Annotated in this window: 16 protein-coding genes; 10 read left to right on the top strand and 6 right to left on the bottom strand. The window is 50.0% G+C overall.

From position 1 onward, the window contains the following. Window positions 1-23 precede the first annotated feature (23 nt). Entirely contained in the window at window positions 24-2,063 is a 2,040-nt protein-coding gene (locus tag I6E38_RS05060; protein WP_235392972.1) for a TonB-dependent receptor domain-containing protein, read from the top strand. A 219-nt stretch (window positions 2,064-2,282) separates the two neighbouring features. Here the strand turns inward: I6E38_RS05060 and I6E38_RS05055 are convergent, their stop codons facing one another. The 3 genes from I6E38_RS05055 to I6E38_RS05045 are packed head-to-tail and all read right to left on the bottom strand — an operon-like array spanning window position 2,283 to window position 7,506. Then, window positions 2,283-3,092: a GSCFA domain-containing protein gene (locus tag I6E38_RS05055; RefSeq protein WP_235392971.1), complete on the bottom strand. Its 810-nt coding sequence runs from the start codon at window positions 3,090-3,092 to the stop codon at window positions 2,283-2,285. Window positions 3,093-3,096: 4 nt separating this feature from the next. Next, complete coding sequence (locus tag I6E38_RS05050) at window positions 3,097-5,661, bottom strand: YfhO family protein (RefSeq protein ID WP_235392970.1); 2,565 nt, start codon at window positions 5,659-5,661, stop codon at window positions 3,097-3,099. Between the two features lie 60 nt (window positions 5,662-5,721). Beyond that, window positions 5,722-7,506, bottom strand: a complete 1,785-nt coding sequence (locus I6E38_RS05045) for a DNA polymerase III subunit gamma/tau (protein ID WP_235392969.1) — start codon at window positions 7,504-7,506, stop codon at window positions 5,722-5,724. 111 nt (window positions 7,507-7,617) lie between these two features. Between I6E38_RS05045 and I6E38_RS05040 the strand changes: the two genes are divergently transcribed. The 9 genes from I6E38_RS05040 to I6E38_RS05000 all read left to right on the top strand — a co-directional run bounded on the left by I6E38_RS05040 (window position 7,618) and on the right by I6E38_RS05000 (window position 15,737). After that, window positions 7,618-7,953, top strand: a complete 336-nt coding sequence (locus tag I6E38_RS05040; protein ID WP_235392968.1) for an FtsB family cell division protein — start codon at window positions 7,618-7,620, stop codon at window positions 7,951-7,953. Next, entirely contained in the window at window positions 7,937-8,362 is a 426-nt protein-coding gene (locus I6E38_RS05035; protein ID WP_235392967.1) for a hypothetical protein, read from the top strand. The genes I6E38_RS05040 and I6E38_RS05035 overlap by 17 nt, the downstream gene beginning before the upstream one ends. A 132-nt stretch (window positions 8,363-8,494) precedes the next feature. Next, the gene (locus I6E38_RS05030) at window positions 8,495-9,268 is read left to right on the top strand and encodes a DUF4369 domain-containing protein (RefSeq protein ID WP_235392966.1); all 774 of its coding nucleotides are present in this window, start codon (window positions 8,495-8,497) and stop codon (window positions 9,266-9,268) included. 76 nt (window positions 9,269-9,344) lie between these two features. Next, window positions 9,345-10,670: a dihydroorotase gene (locus tag I6E38_RS05025; protein ID WP_235392965.1), complete on the top strand. Its 1,326-nt coding sequence runs from the start codon at window positions 9,345-9,347 to the stop codon at window positions 10,668-10,670. Between the two features lie 5 nt (window positions 10,671-10,675). Continuing rightward, a complete protein-coding gene (locus tag I6E38_RS05020) occupies window positions 10,676-11,497 on the top strand; it encodes a vitamin B12 dependent-methionine synthase activation domain-containing protein (RefSeq protein WP_235392964.1) in 822 nt (273 codons plus the stop codon). Between the two features lie 35 nt (window positions 11,498-11,532). Beyond that, window positions 11,533-12,696, top strand: coding sequence for a metallophosphoesterase (locus I6E38_RS05015; RefSeq protein WP_235392963.1), 1,164 nt, complete (start codon window positions 11,533-11,535; stop codon window positions 12,694-12,696). A 5-nt stretch (window positions 12,697-12,701) separates the two neighbouring features. Continuing rightward, window positions 12,702-13,370, top strand: a complete 669-nt coding sequence (locus I6E38_RS05010; protein ID WP_235392962.1) for a PaeR7I family type II restriction endonuclease — start codon at window positions 12,702-12,704, stop codon at window positions 13,368-13,370. Next, window positions 13,357-14,946, top strand: a complete 1,590-nt coding sequence (locus I6E38_RS05005) for an Eco57I restriction-modification methylase domain-containing protein (protein WP_235392961.1) — start codon at window positions 13,357-13,359, stop codon at window positions 14,944-14,946. Before I6E38_RS05010 ends, I6E38_RS05005 begins: the two co-directional genes overlap by 14 nt. A gap of 32 nt (window positions 14,947-14,978) precedes the next feature. Continuing rightward, window positions 14,979-15,737 carry a lysophospholipid acyltransferase family protein gene (locus I6E38_RS05000; protein ID WP_235392960.1) on the top strand — a complete coding sequence of 253 codons (759 nt, stop codon included), beginning with the start codon at window positions 14,979-14,981 and terminating at the stop codon, window positions 15,735-15,737. A 110-nt stretch (window positions 15,738-15,847) separates the two neighbouring features. Here I6E38_RS05000 and I6E38_RS04995 read toward each other — a convergent pair whose 3' ends face one another. The 3 genes from I6E38_RS04995 to I6E38_RS04985 are packed head-to-tail and all read right to left on the bottom strand — an operon-like array spanning window position 15,848 to window position 19,297. After that, window positions 15,848-17,614 (bottom strand): hypothetical protein, encoded by a 1,767-nt coding sequence (locus tag I6E38_RS04995; RefSeq protein ID WP_235392959.1) that lies wholly within the window; start codon window positions 17,612-17,614, stop codon window positions 15,848-15,850. A gap of 52 nt (window positions 17,615-17,666) precedes the next feature. After that, complete coding sequence (locus I6E38_RS04990) at window positions 17,667-19,010, bottom strand: OmpA family protein (RefSeq protein WP_235392958.1); 1,344 nt, start codon at window positions 19,008-19,010, stop codon at window positions 17,667-17,669. 53 nt (window positions 19,011-19,063) lie between these two features. After that, a complete protein-coding gene (locus I6E38_RS04985) occupies window positions 19,064-19,297 on the bottom strand; it encodes a hypothetical protein (RefSeq protein ID WP_235392957.1) in 234 nt (77 codons plus the stop codon). Window positions 19,298-19,694: the final 397 nt, after the last annotated feature.

The raw sequence follows: 19,694 nt of genomic DNA, 5'->3' as shown, positions 1-19,694 counted from the left end.
AATTAATTCATCTAAAAAAATCTATGTACAGACACAGATTTAACGACAGACAGGCTCTGCGCTTCAAGCATTTCTCGCGCCGTAGCTATGCTCTGTTCAGCTGTATCGGACGTGAGGTGCTCATCTGCACCCTTAGTGTAGCAACTTTGACCTACGCCAAGGCAGACGGAATCAGCACTAAGCCTGCTGCTACAGCAATGGCTGCCGACTCACTTGGCCGTCAGGAGGTGAAGCTCGACGAGGTGCTTGTCACCGGTTCGCGTGCTCCGCTCACTGCGTTGCAGTCGGCAAAGATTGTGACTGTCATCTCGCGCGACGACATTCAGCGTGCGGAGGCGTCAAGTATCAACGACATTCTTAAGTTAGCCACGGGCGTAGATGTCCGTCAGCGCGGTGGCTTTGGTGTACAGACGGACATCAGCATCAATGGCGGCACGTTCGACCAGATTACCATTCTATTGAATGGAGTGAACATGTCAAGCCCGCAAACCGGCCATAATGCAGCCGATTTCCCAGTTTCTCTTTCTGACATTGAGCGCATCGAGGTTCTCGAGGGTGCTTCGGCACGTGTGTTCGGTTCGTCGGCGTTCAACGGCGCCATCAACATCGTGACGCACACCGACAAGGAGAGCAGTGTGCGTGTGTCGGCCGAAGGAGGCTCGTTCGGCACATTCGGTGGCGATGCTGGTTTGAGTCTTCGCACAGGCAATGTCAGCCAGCAGCTCAGCGGAGGCTATACGCAGAGCGACGGTGGCACAGCCAACAGCGATTTCAAGCGTCGTCGCATGTATTATATGGGAGCTTTGGAGTCGCGCTACGTCAATCTGTCGTGGCAGGGCGGTCTGTCGTCGCAGGATTATGGCGCATCTACATTCTACAGCGCCCGCTTCAACAACCAGTGGGAGGCAACACGCCGCTTCATGGCATCGGCTCTTGCAGACGTACGTCCGTTTGCCGACGAGCGTCTGGTGTTCTCGCCCTCGGTATATTGGCACCGCGATGTAGACCATTATCAGCTCACTCGCGGCAAGGAAGGAGCACAGAACGGCGAGAACTATCACCGTATGGATGTATATGGAGCTGCTCTCAATGCCCATGCCTCGTGGTTACTGGGTAAGACAGCCGTTGGCGTCGACCTGCGCAAGGAGCACATCCTCAGTACTGCATACGGAACACTGCTCGACGAGAGCGAGTGGACTGCCATACACGGTTCCGACCGCCACTACGACCATCGTGGCGACCGCACCAACACGAGCGTCTTTCTTGAGCATAATGTAATTCTCGGTGGATTCACCCTGTCGGCTGGCGTGCTTGCCAACCGCAATACGGGACTCGACAACCGTTTTCGTTTCTATCCTGGTGTAGACATTTCTTATCGTCCGAGCGACAACTGGAAGTTCTACGCTTCGTGGAACAAGGCGCTGCGTGTGCCCACATTCACCGACCTTTATACTTCAAACTCGGCACAGCAGGGCGATCCCAACCTCAGCCCAGAGCGCAATTCTACCTTCAAAATTGGTACACGCTTCCGCACACGTGGCGTTGAGGCTGTGCTGAGCGGATTCTACTCTGAGGGCAAGAACATCATCGACTGGGTTTATCCTACAGCCGAGAGTCGCAAGTATCAGGCGATGAACATCGGCAAACTCGACAATATGGGCTATTCGGCTGACGTTACGCTCAATATGGACGAGCTCGTTCCGGGTTCGTTCATCACACGTGTCAAGGCTGGCTATGCCTTCATCCACCAGAAGCACGAGACCGACCGCGAGATATTCGGCTCGCTCTATGCTCTTGAATACTTGCGTCATAAGGCCACATTCCAGCTCGACCACCGCATCTGGAGCCGTCTGTCGGCATCGTGGGCAGTACGTTGGCAGGAGCGCATGAACAACTATTCGCCTTATACCAAGGTCGACGTAAAACTGATGTGGACCGCTCCGTCGTACAGCCTTTACGTTAAGGCCGACAACCTGACATGCCACAGATACTACGACCTCGGTGCTGTGCGCCAGCCGGGTCTGTGGATTATGGCAGGCGGAAGCGTGAGGATAGGGTTGTAAGATATCGAAACCCAACAAAGCATACCACTCCCCTCCCCCGTAGGGAGGGGAGTGGTATGCTTTGTAAACTTATATAGGAGGGTATGGCGTCCTCGCCATACCCTGCGCAAGAAAACGAGTAGCGGAGGCCGGAGACCTCCGCTACTGTTTTTATCCTTCCATAGCAAACAAATCATATTACTCCCCTCCCTACGGGGGAGGGGCCGGGGGTAGGGCTCTTCACTTGTACCTCTCCATCAACTCCCTTTCCCCTTCCTTCGCCTTTTCCAAGAACTTCTTGTATTCTTCGGCTTCCGGATTGAATGGTCGGTGGGCGAGAGCAGCCTTTATCGGGTGCCACTCTTCGAGAAACTTGCGTGTTTGCTTGGAGAAGAAAGTTTCGCCGAAGCGCTGCCAGATGTATTCCACAGCCTGGTCGGTAGGGTGGAGCATGTCTTCACGATAGAAACGGTAGTCGCGCAATTCGTCGTTGACAATCTCGTAGGCAGGGAAATACACCACGTTGTCCATCTCCTTTGTCAACTTGTCGGCAGCCAAAAGCAGCGTTGCCTTCGACAGCTGACTGCCGTGAAATCCGTATTTGGCGTAGCGGATGGGGCTTACGGTGATGATGATACGAACCGAAGGATTAATCTTCTGGAGTGTGGCAATTGCCTCACGCAGATAGTCGGCACACTCGTCAACGCTCAGCTCGCGCTCGGTGAACAACCGCTGTGGACGCTTCCGGCAATTGTCCACTATCTCGCCCGTCTCGTTGAGGATGTAGACATGGTTGGTGCCGAGCGTGAACACAGCCGTCTGAGGGGCTTCATCGGTTGCAACAAGCTCATCGGTCCATCGCTTCACGGTGTGCATGATGCTTGCCGGATTGTACATCACGCCGTATGGATTGACCGTAGCGCGAAACTTGTCCTCCACAAATCGCCGTCCTATGTTGTCGGCAAAGCAAGAGCCTACAAAAAGCATACGCTCGCGCGGTTCGATAGCGAACGGCGCGAGCGTAATGTTTACTGGTGTACGAAACTCCATATTGTTATTTCTTCAGTTCGTTTGTTTCATTCTTGCGTCTCTTCATTTCGAAGAATACGCCTGCGGCGATAGCCAGTACGAGCAACAGATAAGCCACATAGGCAGCTGTTTCGGTGTTCTTCACCGATGCAGGCTTGAATGTCAGCACTACGGTGTGCTTGCCTGGCTTGACGTTGATGGCTCTAAGGATGTAGTTGACACGGCCTACTGGAGTGTCTGTGCCGTCGACAGTGGCTGTCCATCCGGGATAGTAAACCTCCGAGAACACTACGATGCCACCCTTCTGCGACTCTACTGTGTATGTCAGCTCGTTAGGCTCATACTTCTTCAGAGTCACTACGGCATTTGACTGTTGTGCTACAGGCTCGCCCAGAACATCCTTAAACTTGCTGTCGGCTACAGCCTCGTGGCGCAGATTGAGCTTTCCTACGGCATCAATCTCGGCGTTGGCATTGTCAACATAGCTTATACGGTCTACAAACCATGCGTTGCCGAAGGCGTACGGATTGAGCAGCGGAGCTGTCTGTCCGCCCTGCAGCGGCAGGATTACGTACTTGGTGTTGAGCATGTTGAGCACCGGATAGATTGAGTCGCCAGCCACACGGGTCATGTCGCCTTGTGCGTTGACGATGGCACCCTGCATGTCGCGCATCTCCTTACCGATATACTGGTCGATCATTTCCTGATAGCGGCGCAGCTTGGCAGCGTGGTATCCGCCGATAGACTTGTGATAGTAAGAAGTCTCGTTTTCGTTGAACGTGTTCGAAGCGAGGTTAAGCACACGATAATCGGGCGCTTTGTCCTGCATGATCTGGCGGTCGGTGGCTGTCTCCTGTTGCGGAGTCTCGCGCACGCTACGCTCTACGAACATGCCGTCGTTGAGATAACGCTTGTTGACCTGCCACATATCAACGAGGCAGAGCACGATGATGGCACCCACAGCATACTTGGGCTGTATCTTCTTCATGCGCAGCAGCAACAGCACAGCGGTGCCGAGCACGATGACGAAGAATGTGCGCCAGCAGTCGGCGGTGAATATCGAGATGCGTATCTCCTGCAGATTGCTGAGCAACGGACCAAGATATTCCGACGGAATCTGCTTCATTGCCTCCAGCTCTGAAGCCGAAACATAGTCGGGGAAGAATATCGACGGCATGATGGCAAACAGCAACGCCATGCCACCCGTAGCTATGAAGCTCACCCACAACCAAAACATGTTGGTCGTGTTGTGCGCAATGATAGGATGTTTCGACGTGCCGAGGTATATGCGTATCTTCTGTGTGAAGAAGTCGGGAGTGTCGAATATCTTCTTAAGTGCCAACATTGCCAGCAAAGGAATGGTGAACTCGGCAATTACGAGTATCGAAGCCACCGTTCGGAACTTGGCATACATGGGTACATAGTCGAGGAATAGGTCGGTAAACCACATGAAGTTGTGGCCCCACGAAAGCAGTATCGACAGACCGGTGGCAAGGAACAGCGCCCACTTCATAGGTCCTTTCACGATGAACAGACCCAGTACGAACAGCATCAGTACGAAAGCGCCCACGTATACCGGTCCGCTTGTGCCGGGCTGGTTGCCCCAGTACTGTCCCAACTGTTGATAAATCTGATAGAACTGCGGGTCGGCTTTCTCCATAGCCTTCTCGTTCATGGCAAGCGGCATTGACGCTCCGCCCTTGGTGTTAGGCACGAGCAGTGTCCATGTCTCGTCGATGCCATAGCTCCACTGTGTGATGTAGTCGCGGTCGAGACCGCTGCTTGTCTGGTTGGCTGAGTTCTTCTTCACCAGTTCGCTCTTTCCTCGCATCGACTCCTGGGTGTACTGCCAGGTGTGGTAGAGGTTGGAGAGGTTGATGACAACGCCCAGTGCGGCTGCCACAAAGCACACGCCCGTAGCCTTGCCAAACTGTGCCAGGCGATGATTGCGAACGGCATCCCACAGATAAGCCAGCACCATGAAGGCGATGATGAACAGATAATAATAGGTCATCTGCACGTGGTTGGCCTGTATCTCAAGCGCCGTGAACAGTGCCGTGATGACAAATCCCCACACATACTTTCCTCTATATGCCAGCACAATACCTGCTATCATAGGCGGCAGATAAGCCAGGGCTATCACTTTCCAGATGTGTCCGGCAGCGATGATGATGAAGAAGTAGCTGCTGAACGCCCATATTATAGAGCCGAGCACAGCCAGCTCACGACGGAAGTCGAATGCGCGTAATAGGATGTAGAAGCCCAGAAGGTATGCAAACACATACCAGACGTTCTCGGGCAGCCACAGGTGGTAGAACTTGCCTACCTCGTTCAGAACCTGCTGGCTGTCGTACGACGGTGCCATCTGATAGGTAGGCATTCCGCTAAAGAGCGAGTTGGTCCAACGGGTGCGCTCGCCTGTGCGCTGATAATACTCGGTCAGCTCCTGACCCGAGCCTCGTCCTGCCGACGAGTCGTGGCGATAGAGAATGCGGCCTTCGGTATCTGCCGGGAAGAAGTAGGCAAATGCGATGACGGCAAACAGCAATACTACCAGAATGTCTGGCAGAAATCTTTTCAATGTCTTCATTTATGTAATCTTTTGTTTTGTTACGAATGGTTCGTTGTTACGTCAGCTTCGATTGCCGGCTTACGTCAGCTCCAGTCCCATGGCTTCGACGAACGAGCGCACTTCCTTCTGCTTCATCAGTTCGTCGAACACCTCCTTCTTGGTGAGTTTCTTGCTTATCTCCTCGGCTTTAGCCAGTCTGAGTGTGAGCGTTATGTTGCCGTTGTGCAGAGCCTTTGCCATAGTGGCACGTATTCGTCCCTTTATGGTATCCACTTGGTCGAGCAGCATCTGGTTGTCGACGATTATCTCGATGGCAGGAAATTCTGCTATGCGTGGCCTCATGTTCTTCATTCGTGAGGCAAGACTAATCATCTTCTGCGGCATGCGGTTGCACATCGACAGCCATTGCAGTTCGAGGAAGTCCTGGTTGAACTCCTCATTCTCGTCCTTGTTGGTTATTTCCGCCTCCTGCTTCTTCTCCGTTTGCTGCTTCTGCTGAAGGCTTTGGAATGTGATGCCGAGGCTCGACAGCTTCATGGCTGGGCGTTTGGGTGCTGCCGTAGGGGCTGAAGCCGTAGTCGTAGCGGCTGCCGTGGCAGCTCCCGATTGTGTGATGTGTGCCGAGGCAGCGCCCATGGCAGCAGCCAGAGCGGCGTTATTCTCCGGAGCGGCCACCTGCCGAGCCGCTGCATTCCGGTTCATCGTTAAGTGCTTGAACAGGGATTTCAGACTTTTGGGGCTACGCCCCGCGCCATCGGCAGCATCCTCGGGCTGTGTCAACTGAGCCACCTGTATGAGTGTCAGCTCGACGAGCAGTCGCTTGTTGCTGCTCTGTCTGTAGGACAGGTCGCACTGATTGGTCAGCTTCAGTGTCTGATACAGGAACTTCGTGGGGCATCGCTGCGCCTGGTCGGCATACTTCTGCACCTGCTGCTGGCTTGCGTCGAGCAGTTTCAGAGTGCTCTCGTCCTTAGCCATGAGCACGTTGCGTACGTGCGACGCCAGTCCGTTGATGAGGTTGCCACCGTCAAAACCCTTCTCTATGATGCTGTTGAGCAGCACCATTATGTCGCTCACCTTGTTCTCAAGCGCCAAGTCAACCATGCGGAAGTAGTTGTCAGCATCCAGCTCGTTGAGGTCTTCAATCACCTTGGCGTAGGTGATGTTGCCCTGGCAGAAGCTCGCCGCCTGGTCGAATATCGACAGAGCGTCGCGCATACCGCCGTCGGCTTTCTCGGCTATTATAGCCAGAGCCTCCTCTTCGTATGTGATGCCCTCCTTCTGTGCCACGTTCTTTAGGTGCGATATGGTGTTCTCCACAGTCATTCGCTCGAAGTCGTATATCTGGCAGCGCGACAGGATTGTAGGCAGAATCTTGTGCTTCTCGGTGGTGGCGAGGATGAAGATGACGTGTGCCGGCGGCTCTTCAAGCGTCTTGAGGAAAGCGTTGAAGGCGGCAGACGACAGCATGTGCACCTCGTCGATGATGAAAACCTTGTACTTGCCCACCTGCGGCGGAATGCGTGTCTGCTCCATGAGCGACTTGATATGCTCCACCGAGTTGTTGCTGGCGGCGTCAAGCTCGAAGATGTTGTACGAGCGCTGTTCGGCAAACGCCTTGCAGCTCTCGCACTCGCCGCATGCCTCGCCCTCAGCAGTGGGGTTCATGCAGTTGATGGCTTTGGCAAAGATGCGTGCGCAAGTGGTCTTGCCCACGCCGCGCGGTCCGCAGAACAGATAGGCATGAGCCAGCTTTCCGCTCTTCACGGCGTTCTTTAGGGTGGTGGTCAGAGCCTTCTGGCCCACTACCGAGTCGAACGTCATCGGGCGGTATTTGCGTGCTGAAACTATATATTCTTCCATATTATATAATGTGCGATGATGATAATCAACTGCAAACTTACTATAAAAAATTCTATTTTCGTGTATGAATACGGAAAATTATGAGTAAGTTTGCATACAAATTAAATAACAATGGGTCGTCTTAAACTTATAATGGCTCTTGTGGGCCACTACAAATATGCTATTGTCATCATCGCCGGAATTATACTCGTAGGCTTTGTCGATGAAAACAGCTTTATGCATCGTGTCCAGTTGGAGATGCAGATAAGCGACCTTCGCCAGCAAATCGACAAGTACAACGCCCAGAACGAGGACGACATGCGCAAGCTCAGGGAGCTTAACCATGTGCCGGGGGCTTATCAGAAGATTGCGCGCGAACGCTATTTCATGAAGACCGACGACGAGGATATTTATGTATTGAGTGACGATAAAAAACCACAAACCGACAATAATGAAACAAATGAGTAGAGTACAGAGTATGCTGTTCCTTGTTGGCGGCATACTTATGGTTTTAGGAGCAGGATGTTTTGCGTTCATGTATGCACGCGAGGTGGCTTGCTGGATTTATCTTGTAGGTGCACTGTTGTTCGCCTGGATGCAGGTGAGCGAGATTTATGAGGGCAACAACCCCACCATCAAGCGTCTGAAGCGTATCATGACGCTTGCCGACATATTGTTCGTGTTCTCCGGACTACTTATGGTAGACACCGCTTTCCAGTTCCTTCGCGATACATTCACCAACTATACCACTTACATTGAGGTGGTTTACAACAAGTGGGTGTTGCTGTTGCTCGTGGCTGCAATTCTCGAAATGTACACTATGCACCGCATCAGCAGTTGCCTGAAGAAGGAAGAAAACACTACCAACGCTCAGTAGGAAGATGTATTAGGCGTGTCGAAAAAAATCTAAATAAGAATAATCTTAACTTAAAACTCGACAAAAACGTCTTTTATTCAAATAATACATATTACCTTTGTCTTTATACAAATTTACAAGTAACCACATTTTATGAGTAAAATACTTTACGCTTTTATCACAATCATGGCGTTAGCGTCATGCGGCAATTCTTATAACATCCAGGGATCGTCAAACGTTTCTACACTCGACGGACGCATGCTCTATCTGAAGGTTCTACATGACAACGATTTCAAGACTATCGACTCGTGCGACGTAGTGCACGGACAGTTCCACTTCAACGGATCGTTCGACTCTATATGTATGGCCAATATTTTCATGGATGATGAAAGCGTACTGCCTCTCGTGCTCGAAAAGGGTGACATCACTATCAAAATAGACAATACTCAGCAAACAGTCAGCGGCACTCCGCTCAACGACGAGCTGTTCAAGTTCTTCAATCGCTACAACCAGCTGAAGAATCAGGAGGCAGAACTCGTACACATGCACGACCGCGCCATTATGGACGGTTCGGACATGAACGTCGTAAACAGTCGCATCAACGCCGAGGCTCAGCGACTGACTGAGCAGGAGGACAAGCTCGTCACTTCGTTTGTCACCGACAACTTCGACAACGTGCTCGGTCCTGGCGTATTCTTCATGGTGACCATCGGCTATCGCTATCCCGAACTCACTCCGTGGATTGAGGACATCATGAGCAAGGCTACTGATAAGTTCAAGAACGATCCTTACGTAAAGGACTACTATAAGAAGGCACAGGAGAACCAAGCCATAATGAATGGAATGAAGACCCCTGAACAGGCAATGCCTGCTCCTGCTCCAGCCCAGGGGCCAACTCCCAATGAGCTGGCTGCGCCTGCGCAGTAGGAGTCGGGGTGTTGAGTTGAGATGTTGAGATGGTGTGATTAAAAAACAACATAACAACCATTTTTTTGAAGAAAAAATGAAAACATTAATATTTGGAGGAACCGTTGTCAATGAGGGTGTAGCCCGAAAGGCTTCCGTGATTGTTGACAATGATGTTATAACAGAGATAGTTGAAGGTACAGACTCTCCCCGTGGCAACTACGACAGCGTCGTGGATGCTACGGGGTGTTTTGTTTTACCCGGTGTGATTGACGACCATGTGCACTTCCGCGACCCCGGATTGACACAGAAGGCCGACATCGAAACAGAGAGCCGCGCGGCTGCGTTTGGCGGTGTCACGTCGTATTTCGACATGCCCAACACCAATCCGCAGACCACAACGCTCGAGGCACTCGATGACAAATATGCGGACGCTGCACGCAAGTCGCACGTCAACTACGGCTTCTTCATCGGTGCCACCAACGACAACATTGATGTCGTTACGTCTATAGACCCGCACCGTGTGCCCGGTATAAAGCTGTTTATGGGTTCAAGCACAGGCAATATGCTCGTCGACCGCAAGGAGGTGCTGCAGCAGCTGTTTACAAAAGCGCAACTGCCCATCATGACGCATTGCGAGGACACCGACATAATCAATCGCAACATGGCTGAGGCTAAGGCCAAGTATGGCGACGACCCGGCTGTAGAGCATCATCCCGAGATTCGTTCGGAGGAGGCATGCTGGCAGTCTACACGCCTCGCTGTGGAACTTGCCGAGCAGACAGGAGCTCGTCTGCACGTAGCACACCTCACTACAGCACGCGAGTTGCAGCTCTTCGGCAGCAATCCGCGCATCACCGCTGAGGCTGTCATAGCCCACCTGTTCTTTTCGGATGCCGACTATGCCACACTCGGAACACGCATCAAGTGCAATCCCGCAATCAAGACAGCCGCCGACCGCGACGCCCTGCGTGCCGCACTCAACGACGGACGCATTGCCACCATCGGTACCGACCACGCCCCACATCTTCTTGCCGACAAGCAGGGCGGATGTGCCCGTGCTGCTTCCGGCATGCCTATGGTGCAGTTCTCGCTCGTTGCCATGCTGCAACTCGTCGACGAGGGCGTGCTCACCATCGAGCGTCTGGTTCAGCTGATGAGCCACAATCCTGCCGAACTGTTCGGCGTGTCGCGTCGTGGCTATCTGCGTCAGGGCTACAAGGCCGACATAGTCATTGTGCGTCCCGAATCGCCCTGGACTGTCGACAAGGAGTGCATACAGAGCAAGTGCGGATGGAGTCCGATGGAGGGACACACATTCGCATGGCAGGTGCGCACCACAATGTGCAACGGCAGCATAATATACAACAATGGAGCCTTCGACACCACGAGTCGTGGTGAGGCATTGGAGTTCAGACTCTGATATATATGGATAATATAACACAGATAGATTTCAACATCGCCCAACTGCGCCCTTACATCAACTGGTTGTACTTCTATCATGCGTGGGGACTCGCCGGCAAGCCGCAATCCGAGAAGGACAAACTGCTCAACGAGGCAAACTTCATGCTCGACCAACTGCAACCGCGCTATCAGACGCATGCACTTGTAGGCCTGTTCGATGCCAATGCCGACGGCGACGACATCGTAGTAGGCACAGAACGCATGCCGATGCTGCGACAGCAGCGCCCCTCCGAGCCTGGAGCGCCTTACCTCTGTCTTGCCGACTTCGTGCGTCCGCTGTCGTCGGGCATAAAGGATAGGGTGGGGGTGTTTGCCGCCAGCATCGACGAGGCGATTGAGCACGACTTCCAGCAGGACGATTTCCAGCGCATGTTAGCCCAGACTCTTGCCGACCGATTGGCTGAAGCCACTGCCGAACTTGTCCACTTGCAGGTGCGCCGAACCATTTGGGGATATGCTCCCGACGAAAATCTCGACATACCGCAGCTTCTGCGCGAGGACTTCCAGGGCATACGGCCAGCCGTAGGCTATCCGTCGATGCCAGACACGAGCCTTAACTTCATCATCGACCGCCTCATCGACATGAAGCGCATAGGCATACGCCTCACCGACAGCGGTGCCATGAAGCCCCACGCTTCTGTGTCGGGACTGATGTTTGCACATCCCAAGGCACACTACTTTGACATCGGACGCATCGACGACACCCAGTTGCGCGACTATGCGCGGCGCCGTCATGTGCCCGTAGAACTGATGCGGAGGTTTCTCGCCTCACGTCTGGCAGACTGATGTGTCTTCTTTATTCATACAAACGATAAAAATAGATGATAGCCCGTATATTCATATTTATAATACTGGCAACCCTGTTGCCCGACCTCTACGTCTATCGTCGCTACATACGCCACCGCTTCGACCTCTCGCTCCTGATGCGTCTGTTGTGGTGGGTTCCGGGTGCTGCGATGGTGGCGGTGACGCTTGTCTACGCCATGATTGACGACTTTGCGCCAGCCAACCTCACGTTGTTCAACATCTATCTGTTCATGCTCGGACTGATAGTGGTGCCCAAGCTACTGTTCGTTCTGTCGTCGATAGCCGGACGTGGCGTGCGCCGTATGGCGGGAGGCACGCGCAATTGGGGCAACTACTTCGGATTGCTGCTTGTGCTGGGACAGCTTTACGTGCTGTTCACTGGTTCGATGACTGGCACCGACCATCTGCGTGTGCGCCGTGTCACCGTTCGTGTGCCCGACCTTCCCAAGTCGTTCGACGGCTATCGCATAGTGCAGTTCAGCGACATCCACCTCGGTTCGATGCGCAGCGAACTGCTTGAACGTGCCGTAGAACAGATGAACCGCTTGCGTCCCGACATGATAGCGTTCACCGGCGACATTCAGAACATGCGCCCCGACGAACTCACTCGCCACACGTCTACGCTGCGTCGTCTGCATGCCAAGGACGGTGTCTACTCCGTGTTGGGCAATCACGACTACTCGGAGTATGTGCCTAAGTTGCCCATGCAGCAACGCCGTCACAACGAACAGCTCACACGAGAGTTTCACGCCAACGTGGGTTGGCAGCTCTTGCTCAACGACCACCGCATCATTCGTCGTGCCAATGACTCCATAGTGATTGCGGGCGAGGAGAACGACGGTCTTCCGCCATTCCCCAGCAAAGCCGACCTCAAGCGCACGCTGCGTGGAGTCAACGCCCATTCGTTCGTAGTCATGCTTCAGCACGACCCCTCGGCATGGCGTCGCTCCATACTGCCCCGCAGCAATGTGCAGCTCACTCTGAGCGGACACACGCACGGCGGACAAATGAGTCTGTTCGGATTGCGCCCCACAAACCTGACGGGTCGCGAGGACGACGGACTCTACCAGGAGGCAGGCCGCGCTCTGTTCGTATCCACAGGATTGGGCGGTTTCGTGCCGTTCCGATTCAATATGGATCCAGAAGTGGTGGAAATTACTTTAAAAAGTAAAAATTAGAGAAAATGAAACAGAAATACAATAAACAAATAGCTAATGCGGTTAAATCTTTTTGGGAAACCAAAAAGAAGCAAGGAAATGTTTTGGCAGGTAAACAGCTTGATTCTTTTCTTGATATGTTAGCCAATGTTGCGGTTGATGCTGGTGTGCCACGTGAATGTATATATTTAAAGAATAATCATATACCTGGATATTATCGTGCTACCAAGGATTGGGATTTTCTAATTGTTTCGCCTAAAGGAAACCTTATATCTGCAATAGAGCTGAAGTCGCAAGTTGGATCTTATGGCAATAATTTAAACAATAGGGTTGAGGAGTCACTTGGCTCTGCTGAAGATTTTTGGACTGCCTTTCGTGAAAAGGCTTTTGTATGCAATCAGTCACCTTGGCTTGGCTATTTGATGGTTGTAGGTAAGGACGAAGGAAGTACTCATATAGTTAAAGTAAACGAGCCACATTTTCACGTTGGCTCTGAGTTCATTGACTCTACCTATCTTGATCGTTATCGTATATTGTGTCAACGTCTTGTGCTTGAGCATAAATATAATGCTGTTGCTCTTATAACAACAACAGGATGTGACAACTATGAAAGTATAGCAGAAAATATTTCAATAGATACATTTATAAATTCATTTATTGGTTATCTTTTAGGTTTAACGGATGAGTTTAAATAGAATCCAAGATAATAAAAAATACGGTGGTGGGCAATATGGGGTTGTTTACACCAAGCCTGAAGTCGTCAAGTTTATTCTTGATGAGGTTGGTTATTTGTCTTTGTCCAATCTTTCTTCCGTTAAGATAATGGAGCCATCATGTGGAGAAGGAGAGTTCTTGTTGGAAATAGTTAGTCGACTTAAAAACTCCTCGCAATTATTCAACTTTGATTTTAATCAAGCTTATCATAACTGTGTTTTTGCTTCGGAAATAGATGCGGAAAAGGTAAAAGTTTGTTGTGAACGCTTAAAAATAGAGTTTCCCGAACTTATCAATGTAGAAGAGAATATTATAGTAGAGGATTATTTGCTTGGTAGACATAATCAAGTAGATATAGTAGTAGGAAATCCGCCATATATAAGATACGAGGACATTCCAGAACAGAAGCTCGCTATTTATAAGTCGTTTCCAACCTTCTATTATCGTGCTGATATATATGTATTGTTTTATGAAAAGTCACTTTCATTATTAAAACCCAATGGTAAACATTGTTTTGTTTGTGCAAATCGTTGGATGCGTAATAAGTATGGCAAGTTATTGAGAAAGTTGGTGGCTGATAATTACAGTATTGATAAAATAATCAATATGGAGAATGTTGATGCTTTTCAGAAAAACGTGTTGGCTTATCCTGCAATTACATTGATTTCAAATAAAAATAGGAATGATAGTGTTCTTTATGCAAATATAAACAAGATAGATGACTTCTTAGATATTGAATATGAAATGTTGCCGTCACCAGAAGGAGAAGACTGGACATCAATGTTCAATTCTTTTGATAAAGGATTGAGTCTTATAGAAGAACAGGGGTTTAAAATAGGAATAGGTGTTGCGACGGGTGCTGACAAAATCTTTATCTCAACGGAATTAAAGGATAAAGTGGAAGAAGATTTGTTGTTGCCTGTTATTGGAGCCAGAGACCTTAGTGGTGACTGCATGAAATGGGGTGGCAAGTATTTCCTTAATCCTTATTCAAAAGATGGTCAACTTGTTGTCCTGGACAAATATCCCAGAGCAAAGGAATATTTAGAAAGTCACAAAGAACAGCTTATCTCACGTCATAAGGTGCGTAAGAATCCTTCACGTTGGTATGCAACAATAGATTCTGTTTCACCAACATTAATGACTAAGACAAAGATTCTTTTACCTGACATCTCGGGTAATAATTATGTGTTTGTTGATGAAGGAAATTTCTATCCTCAGCATAATATTTACTATATTATAGGAGGTAATCTGTCACAGATCCGTGTGCTTGCAGCTATACTTATGTCTGATTTCGTACGTAAGCAGTTGAATAATCTTACCAACCACATGAATGGAGGGTACGCTCGTTGGCAAAGCCAATATTTGCGTAAGCTCCGCATTCCAGTAATAAGTGCTATCTCAGACAATTTATCGGATAAAATAATGAAATATTATGAGAATAAGAACATTGAAGGTATAAATAACTGTGTGGATGAAATATTATCCAACGAATGTGACAACAAAGATAAAAGAGTGAAAAAACAGCCCAAACAACTTGTCTTTTCATTCTGTTAAATAAAAGTATAATAATTAAACATTAAAAGAATATGAAGTATATATATCGTATTTATCAGCTCTTCATAGCTCTTCCGCTGATTGCTGTATACACCGTAATAACATGTCTGATGGTAATTGTCGGCTGCGCATTGGGCAACGGTCATTTCTGGGGATATTATCCCGGCAAGTGGTGGGCGCAGTTCATTGTGCGTGTGCTTCTGCTGCCCGTGAAGGTAGAGGGACGCGAAAACCTGCAGAAAGGGCAGTCGTATGTGTTCGTAGCCAACCATCAGGGAGCGTTCGATATATTCCTGATTTACGGTTTCCTGTGCCGCAACTTCAAGTGGATGATGAAGCGCCAGCTGCGTCAGATGCCTCTCGTGGGCAAGGCGTGCGAGTCTGCCCACCACATCTTCGTCGACAAGCGAGGTCCCAGCAAGATACGCGAGACCTACGACCGTGCACGCAAGACGCTGCAGGGCGGCATGTCGCTCGTGGTATTTCCCGAAGGAGCACGTACGTTTACGGGTCATCTGGGCGTGTTCAAGCGTGGAGCTTTCATGCTGGCTGACGACATCGAACTGCCCGTTGTGCCAATCACCATCAACGGCTCGTTCAATGTGATGCCGCGTATGCGCGACATGCACTGGGTGACATGGCATCCGCTGCGCCTCACTATCCACAAGCCTATCATGCCGATAGGCAAAGGTCCCGACAACATCAAGCATCTTGAGAGCAAGAGCTACGACGCCGTTATGTCGGGACTGACAAAGGAATACCAGGGATTTGTGGAGAATCCCGACCAGTAAATCCCCACCCTCCTAAAGTATTATACAACAAAGCGCCCTGTAAAGGCGAAAGCGTTAACAATTAGTGCTTTTGCCCTTGCAGGGCGCCAATGTAGTTTAAACCTTATCTATTAGAAGGTATAACCCAATTCATTGCGCTGTTGGATGAACTGTGTCTTTTGCAAATTAACTTCCCATTTCTTGCTTGTGAACTTACCTGCTGCCAATTTAGCGTCATTATCGCTGTTTAGGCAAACCTTAAAGTCATTAACTCCCTGCAACGGTAGAGGAATTGTAACACACTCTCTTGTAGCTGGGATATAGCGTTTTTTGCTTCTTGTATCGTCTACATAAGAATAAACCTTGGCAGTACCATCAACTTTCTTTTGTATTGTATTGGCTATAGTCTGCCATGCTATACCTGCACCCTTAGCACCAGAAATAAGCTCCAATGTCTTTAGATTATCCATCTTTGAGAAGTCGTATTTCTCGTCACGGGTATCATACTGTAATACGAGATGTTCAACACCCTTTGCGTCAGAGAGGTCGTACTTGGTTCCGTAGTGTGTGAAGAAGAACTTGATTTCGCCTTCAATCTTAATCAAATCGTCTATTTTACCTTCGAACATATAGTATGCCAAAGTTGAGTTTTCCTTTACCAAGTCAAGCTTCACTTGTTTGTCGTTTTTATACACCTTCAGCGGATTAGTCTTGCTATGAGCAGCATTTCGGTCAACAATGAACTTAATCTTCGGTTCACTATCTACCCAATATTTAATACCACAGTAAGGGTCTAAGCAAAGGATTTCACGTACATTAAATACGATAGAACTCTTTACACTCGTGTCGTCGCCACCGCTATTTTCCTTCAGTTCTTTCAGCAGCACAGCGATGTAATCCAAAGCTTCCTTTTGGCTCTTGTTGCCGTCTTCTACAGCCTTCACAAGTTTCGCAATCTCGTTCTTGATATTGTTGAATGCAGCAGTGTAGTCGGGCATATTCTCGATAGCCTTCTTGATAGCATTGAGCTTAAGAGACATATCTATAGAGTGCAGCGCCAAAATAGTATTAAGAGTATTAATCTTAGCCGATAGCGTTAGGGTCTGTGTCTTCATAGCTGCCTCAATAAATGCCAATTTCTCAGAGAGTTTCTTAGTCTGATCCTTCATAGCTGTCTCGATAGCAGCGAGCTTGTCGTTGTAATCGGGCAGACCGTCGATGGCAGTCTTGATGGCCTGGAGTTGTTCGGTGTAGTCGGGCAGCGCCTTGATAGCCTCATCAAGAGCATCAAGCTTGTCCGCGAGCTTAAGAGTCTGGTCCTTCATAGCTGTTTCAATATATGCCAATCGATCAGAGAGTTCCATAGTCTGCGATGCGAGTGCCTTCTCTATAGCCTCAAGCTTCGATGTGTAGTCGGGCAGAGCGCTGATAGCCTTCTCTATAGCCTGGAGCTTTTCGGTGTAGTCGGGCAGCGCCTTGATAGCAGCCACGAGAGCGTCGCATTTCTTTTCGAGTGCGAGAGTCTGAGCCTTCATGGCGTCCTCAATGAGAGCCAACTTGCCTTCCAATGTTATGGTTTGCGCCTTCATTGCAGCCTCAATGGCAGCGAGCTTGGTATCGACAGTAGCATTGAGCGAGTTGAGCACGTCCTTAATGGCTTGCAACTTGGTCTGCTGGTCGGCGTTCATCTTGTCGATGGCAGCCGTGAGCTGAGCGATGGCCTGCTCGTTCTTGAGCGTACCATTATTTATGGCATCCACCACCTTACTAAAGTCGTTGACCACAGTCACACTCATAGTGTAGTCGATCTGGGGAGCGTCTTCTTGACAAGAACTGAAGAACGCTGGTGTCGCCAGCAACATTGCGCCGGCTAACAGAATAGATTTTAATGTTCTCATAGTCGTATGTTTTTAGTTTTTATATTCTCAACTTTTTTACCTTTTTACTCTTTTACTTTTTTACCTTTATAGTAACGCGTCGTCCTTCGGCAGCCTTCTTTCCTTCCTTCGAGCCGATGGCTGTCTGCGGCTGGATGTCTTGCGGAGCGAAGCCTTCTTTGATAAGCACGTCTACAACGCGCTTCATGCGGCGCTCTGAGAGCAGCTGGTTGTAGTCGGAAGTACCCGGTGTACTTGCTTCAGCCACAACGGTGAGTTTCTCGCCCTTCACGCTGCGTGCGAACGAGCGTAGGCGGTCCATTTCCTCACGGCTCATATACGAACTGTTGTGAGCAAACTGCACGTAGTGTTCAGGTGTAGCTACCACAGCCTTCTTGCTGTTCTGGCAGTCGTCAAGCTGTCGCTGCAGGTCGGCGTTTTGTTGCTGTGCGTTGCGGCGGAGCTGAGCCTCCTGGTCGGCGCGTGCCTTCTCTGAGTCAGCCTCCTGGCGCAGGCTGTTGGCTCGGTCGTTGAGAGCAGCAATCTCGCCGTCGTAGTAGTCGCGCTGCATGCGTGCACGGCTCGGTACGAAGTTGTAGCGTACGGTAGCCAGAGCGTAGATAAGGTGCTTGGGAGCCACCTCCTTACGGTTGAGCAGCCAGTCCATCTCGCCCTTAACGCCTACAGTGAATCGGCGGCTCACGTCAGCCTCGATGTGCAGAGTGGCAGGTATGTATAGCTTGTCGAAGTTCTCGTGGCGGTTGCGTGTGCTCACGTTGCCCGTAATGGTGACAGTACCGTCGTTGCTGATGTTGGCGTCGCTGCCAATCGATGAACTTGTACCGTTCTCGGTCTTGGTGTTGTTGATCCACATACCGTACTCGTTGCCTCGTGCCAGAGTGCCGCCCAGTCCGGTGCCCAACCAGATGTTGAACCACTGAGCCTTGCGTGCTGGCCAGAACTCCATGAAGTTGAACTGTACGCCGAGCTTGATGTTGTGGGTGTTCATCATGTAGTTGCCGTAGGTCTTGACTGGCATCACCTTGTTGTCAATCACCGAGAAGCGTTGTTCGCGACGATAGCGCGACCAGAGGTAGTCGGCACCTACACGTATCCATGGGCGGATTGTGAAGTCGATGCCACCGCCTACAGCAGGCGACTGCTTGTAGCTCGACTTGGCGTCGAAGTTCTGATACCACACGCCGTTAGCCCATGAGAGTCCGCCCTGAGCATAAATGCTCCACTTGTTGGTGCGCAGTTCCTTATTGGTATCGCGTGGCGGATTAGCTATGCCCTCGCCAGCTGTCTGCGCCTGAGCACCGACGAAAGCGAGCGTTGTAAGCAATACGCTGAGCCCTACTCTTGCCCATCTGCCACTGAATAGCGGAATGAGCGGTTTAGTTCGTCTTGTATTCATACTTTATTAATTTAGATTGTTTATATATTTTATATTATTCTGTGTTGTGTCGTTTATATCAAGTTTTTGAGCCATTGTAGGAAAGTAAGTTTTCGGTGTTCGTCTTCGGGTGGAGGTTTTTGGGGGATGGCTCCACCCTGCATACAGCCGCCACGTCGGTCTATCTCCACGTTTATCATCTCGCGGATAGTGTCGAGCAGTTGGGCGCGATCTTCCAGATACTGCTCGGTTTCGTCGGTCTTGTGTCGGCGGCTGTCTTGCCGTATATATTTGTCCGTTTGACTCATAGCTTTAGGTTTATAAGTTTCACGTATGGCGTAGTCGTCTCTTTTAAAGTGTCAGTTAACAAGTGGAGGTGTCGGCGAGTTTTGTTGTTCTTGTATGGTGTTATGAAGAGAGTTATTATTAGCGTTTTATCACAAACTGCCAATTACCTCCACTTGTCAACTGACTGCACGCTTGCGTTAGTCTTGTTTAGTCTTGGTGTCGCAAATTTACGCATAAATTCAACTATGTATAGTGTGATAATTGGACAAAATTGTGTGATAATCGGACAATTTGCATTGTGCTAAATTGTTCTAATCGGACATTTGAATGGTGTAAGTGGTTGAGAATCAGGGGAACATCATGAACATAAAAGGCCAACATACACAGCCCCGCAAAGCCCATTCCCCCGAAAAGCCC

The sequence above is a fragment of the Leyella stercorea genome, from assembly GCF_021531355.1.
Taxonomy (GTDB): Bacteria; Bacteroidota; Bacteroidia; order Bacteroidales; family Bacteroidaceae; genus Prevotella.
Note: the sequence above shows the minus strand (reverse complement) of the source record. Positions and strands in the feature narration are given on the sequence as shown.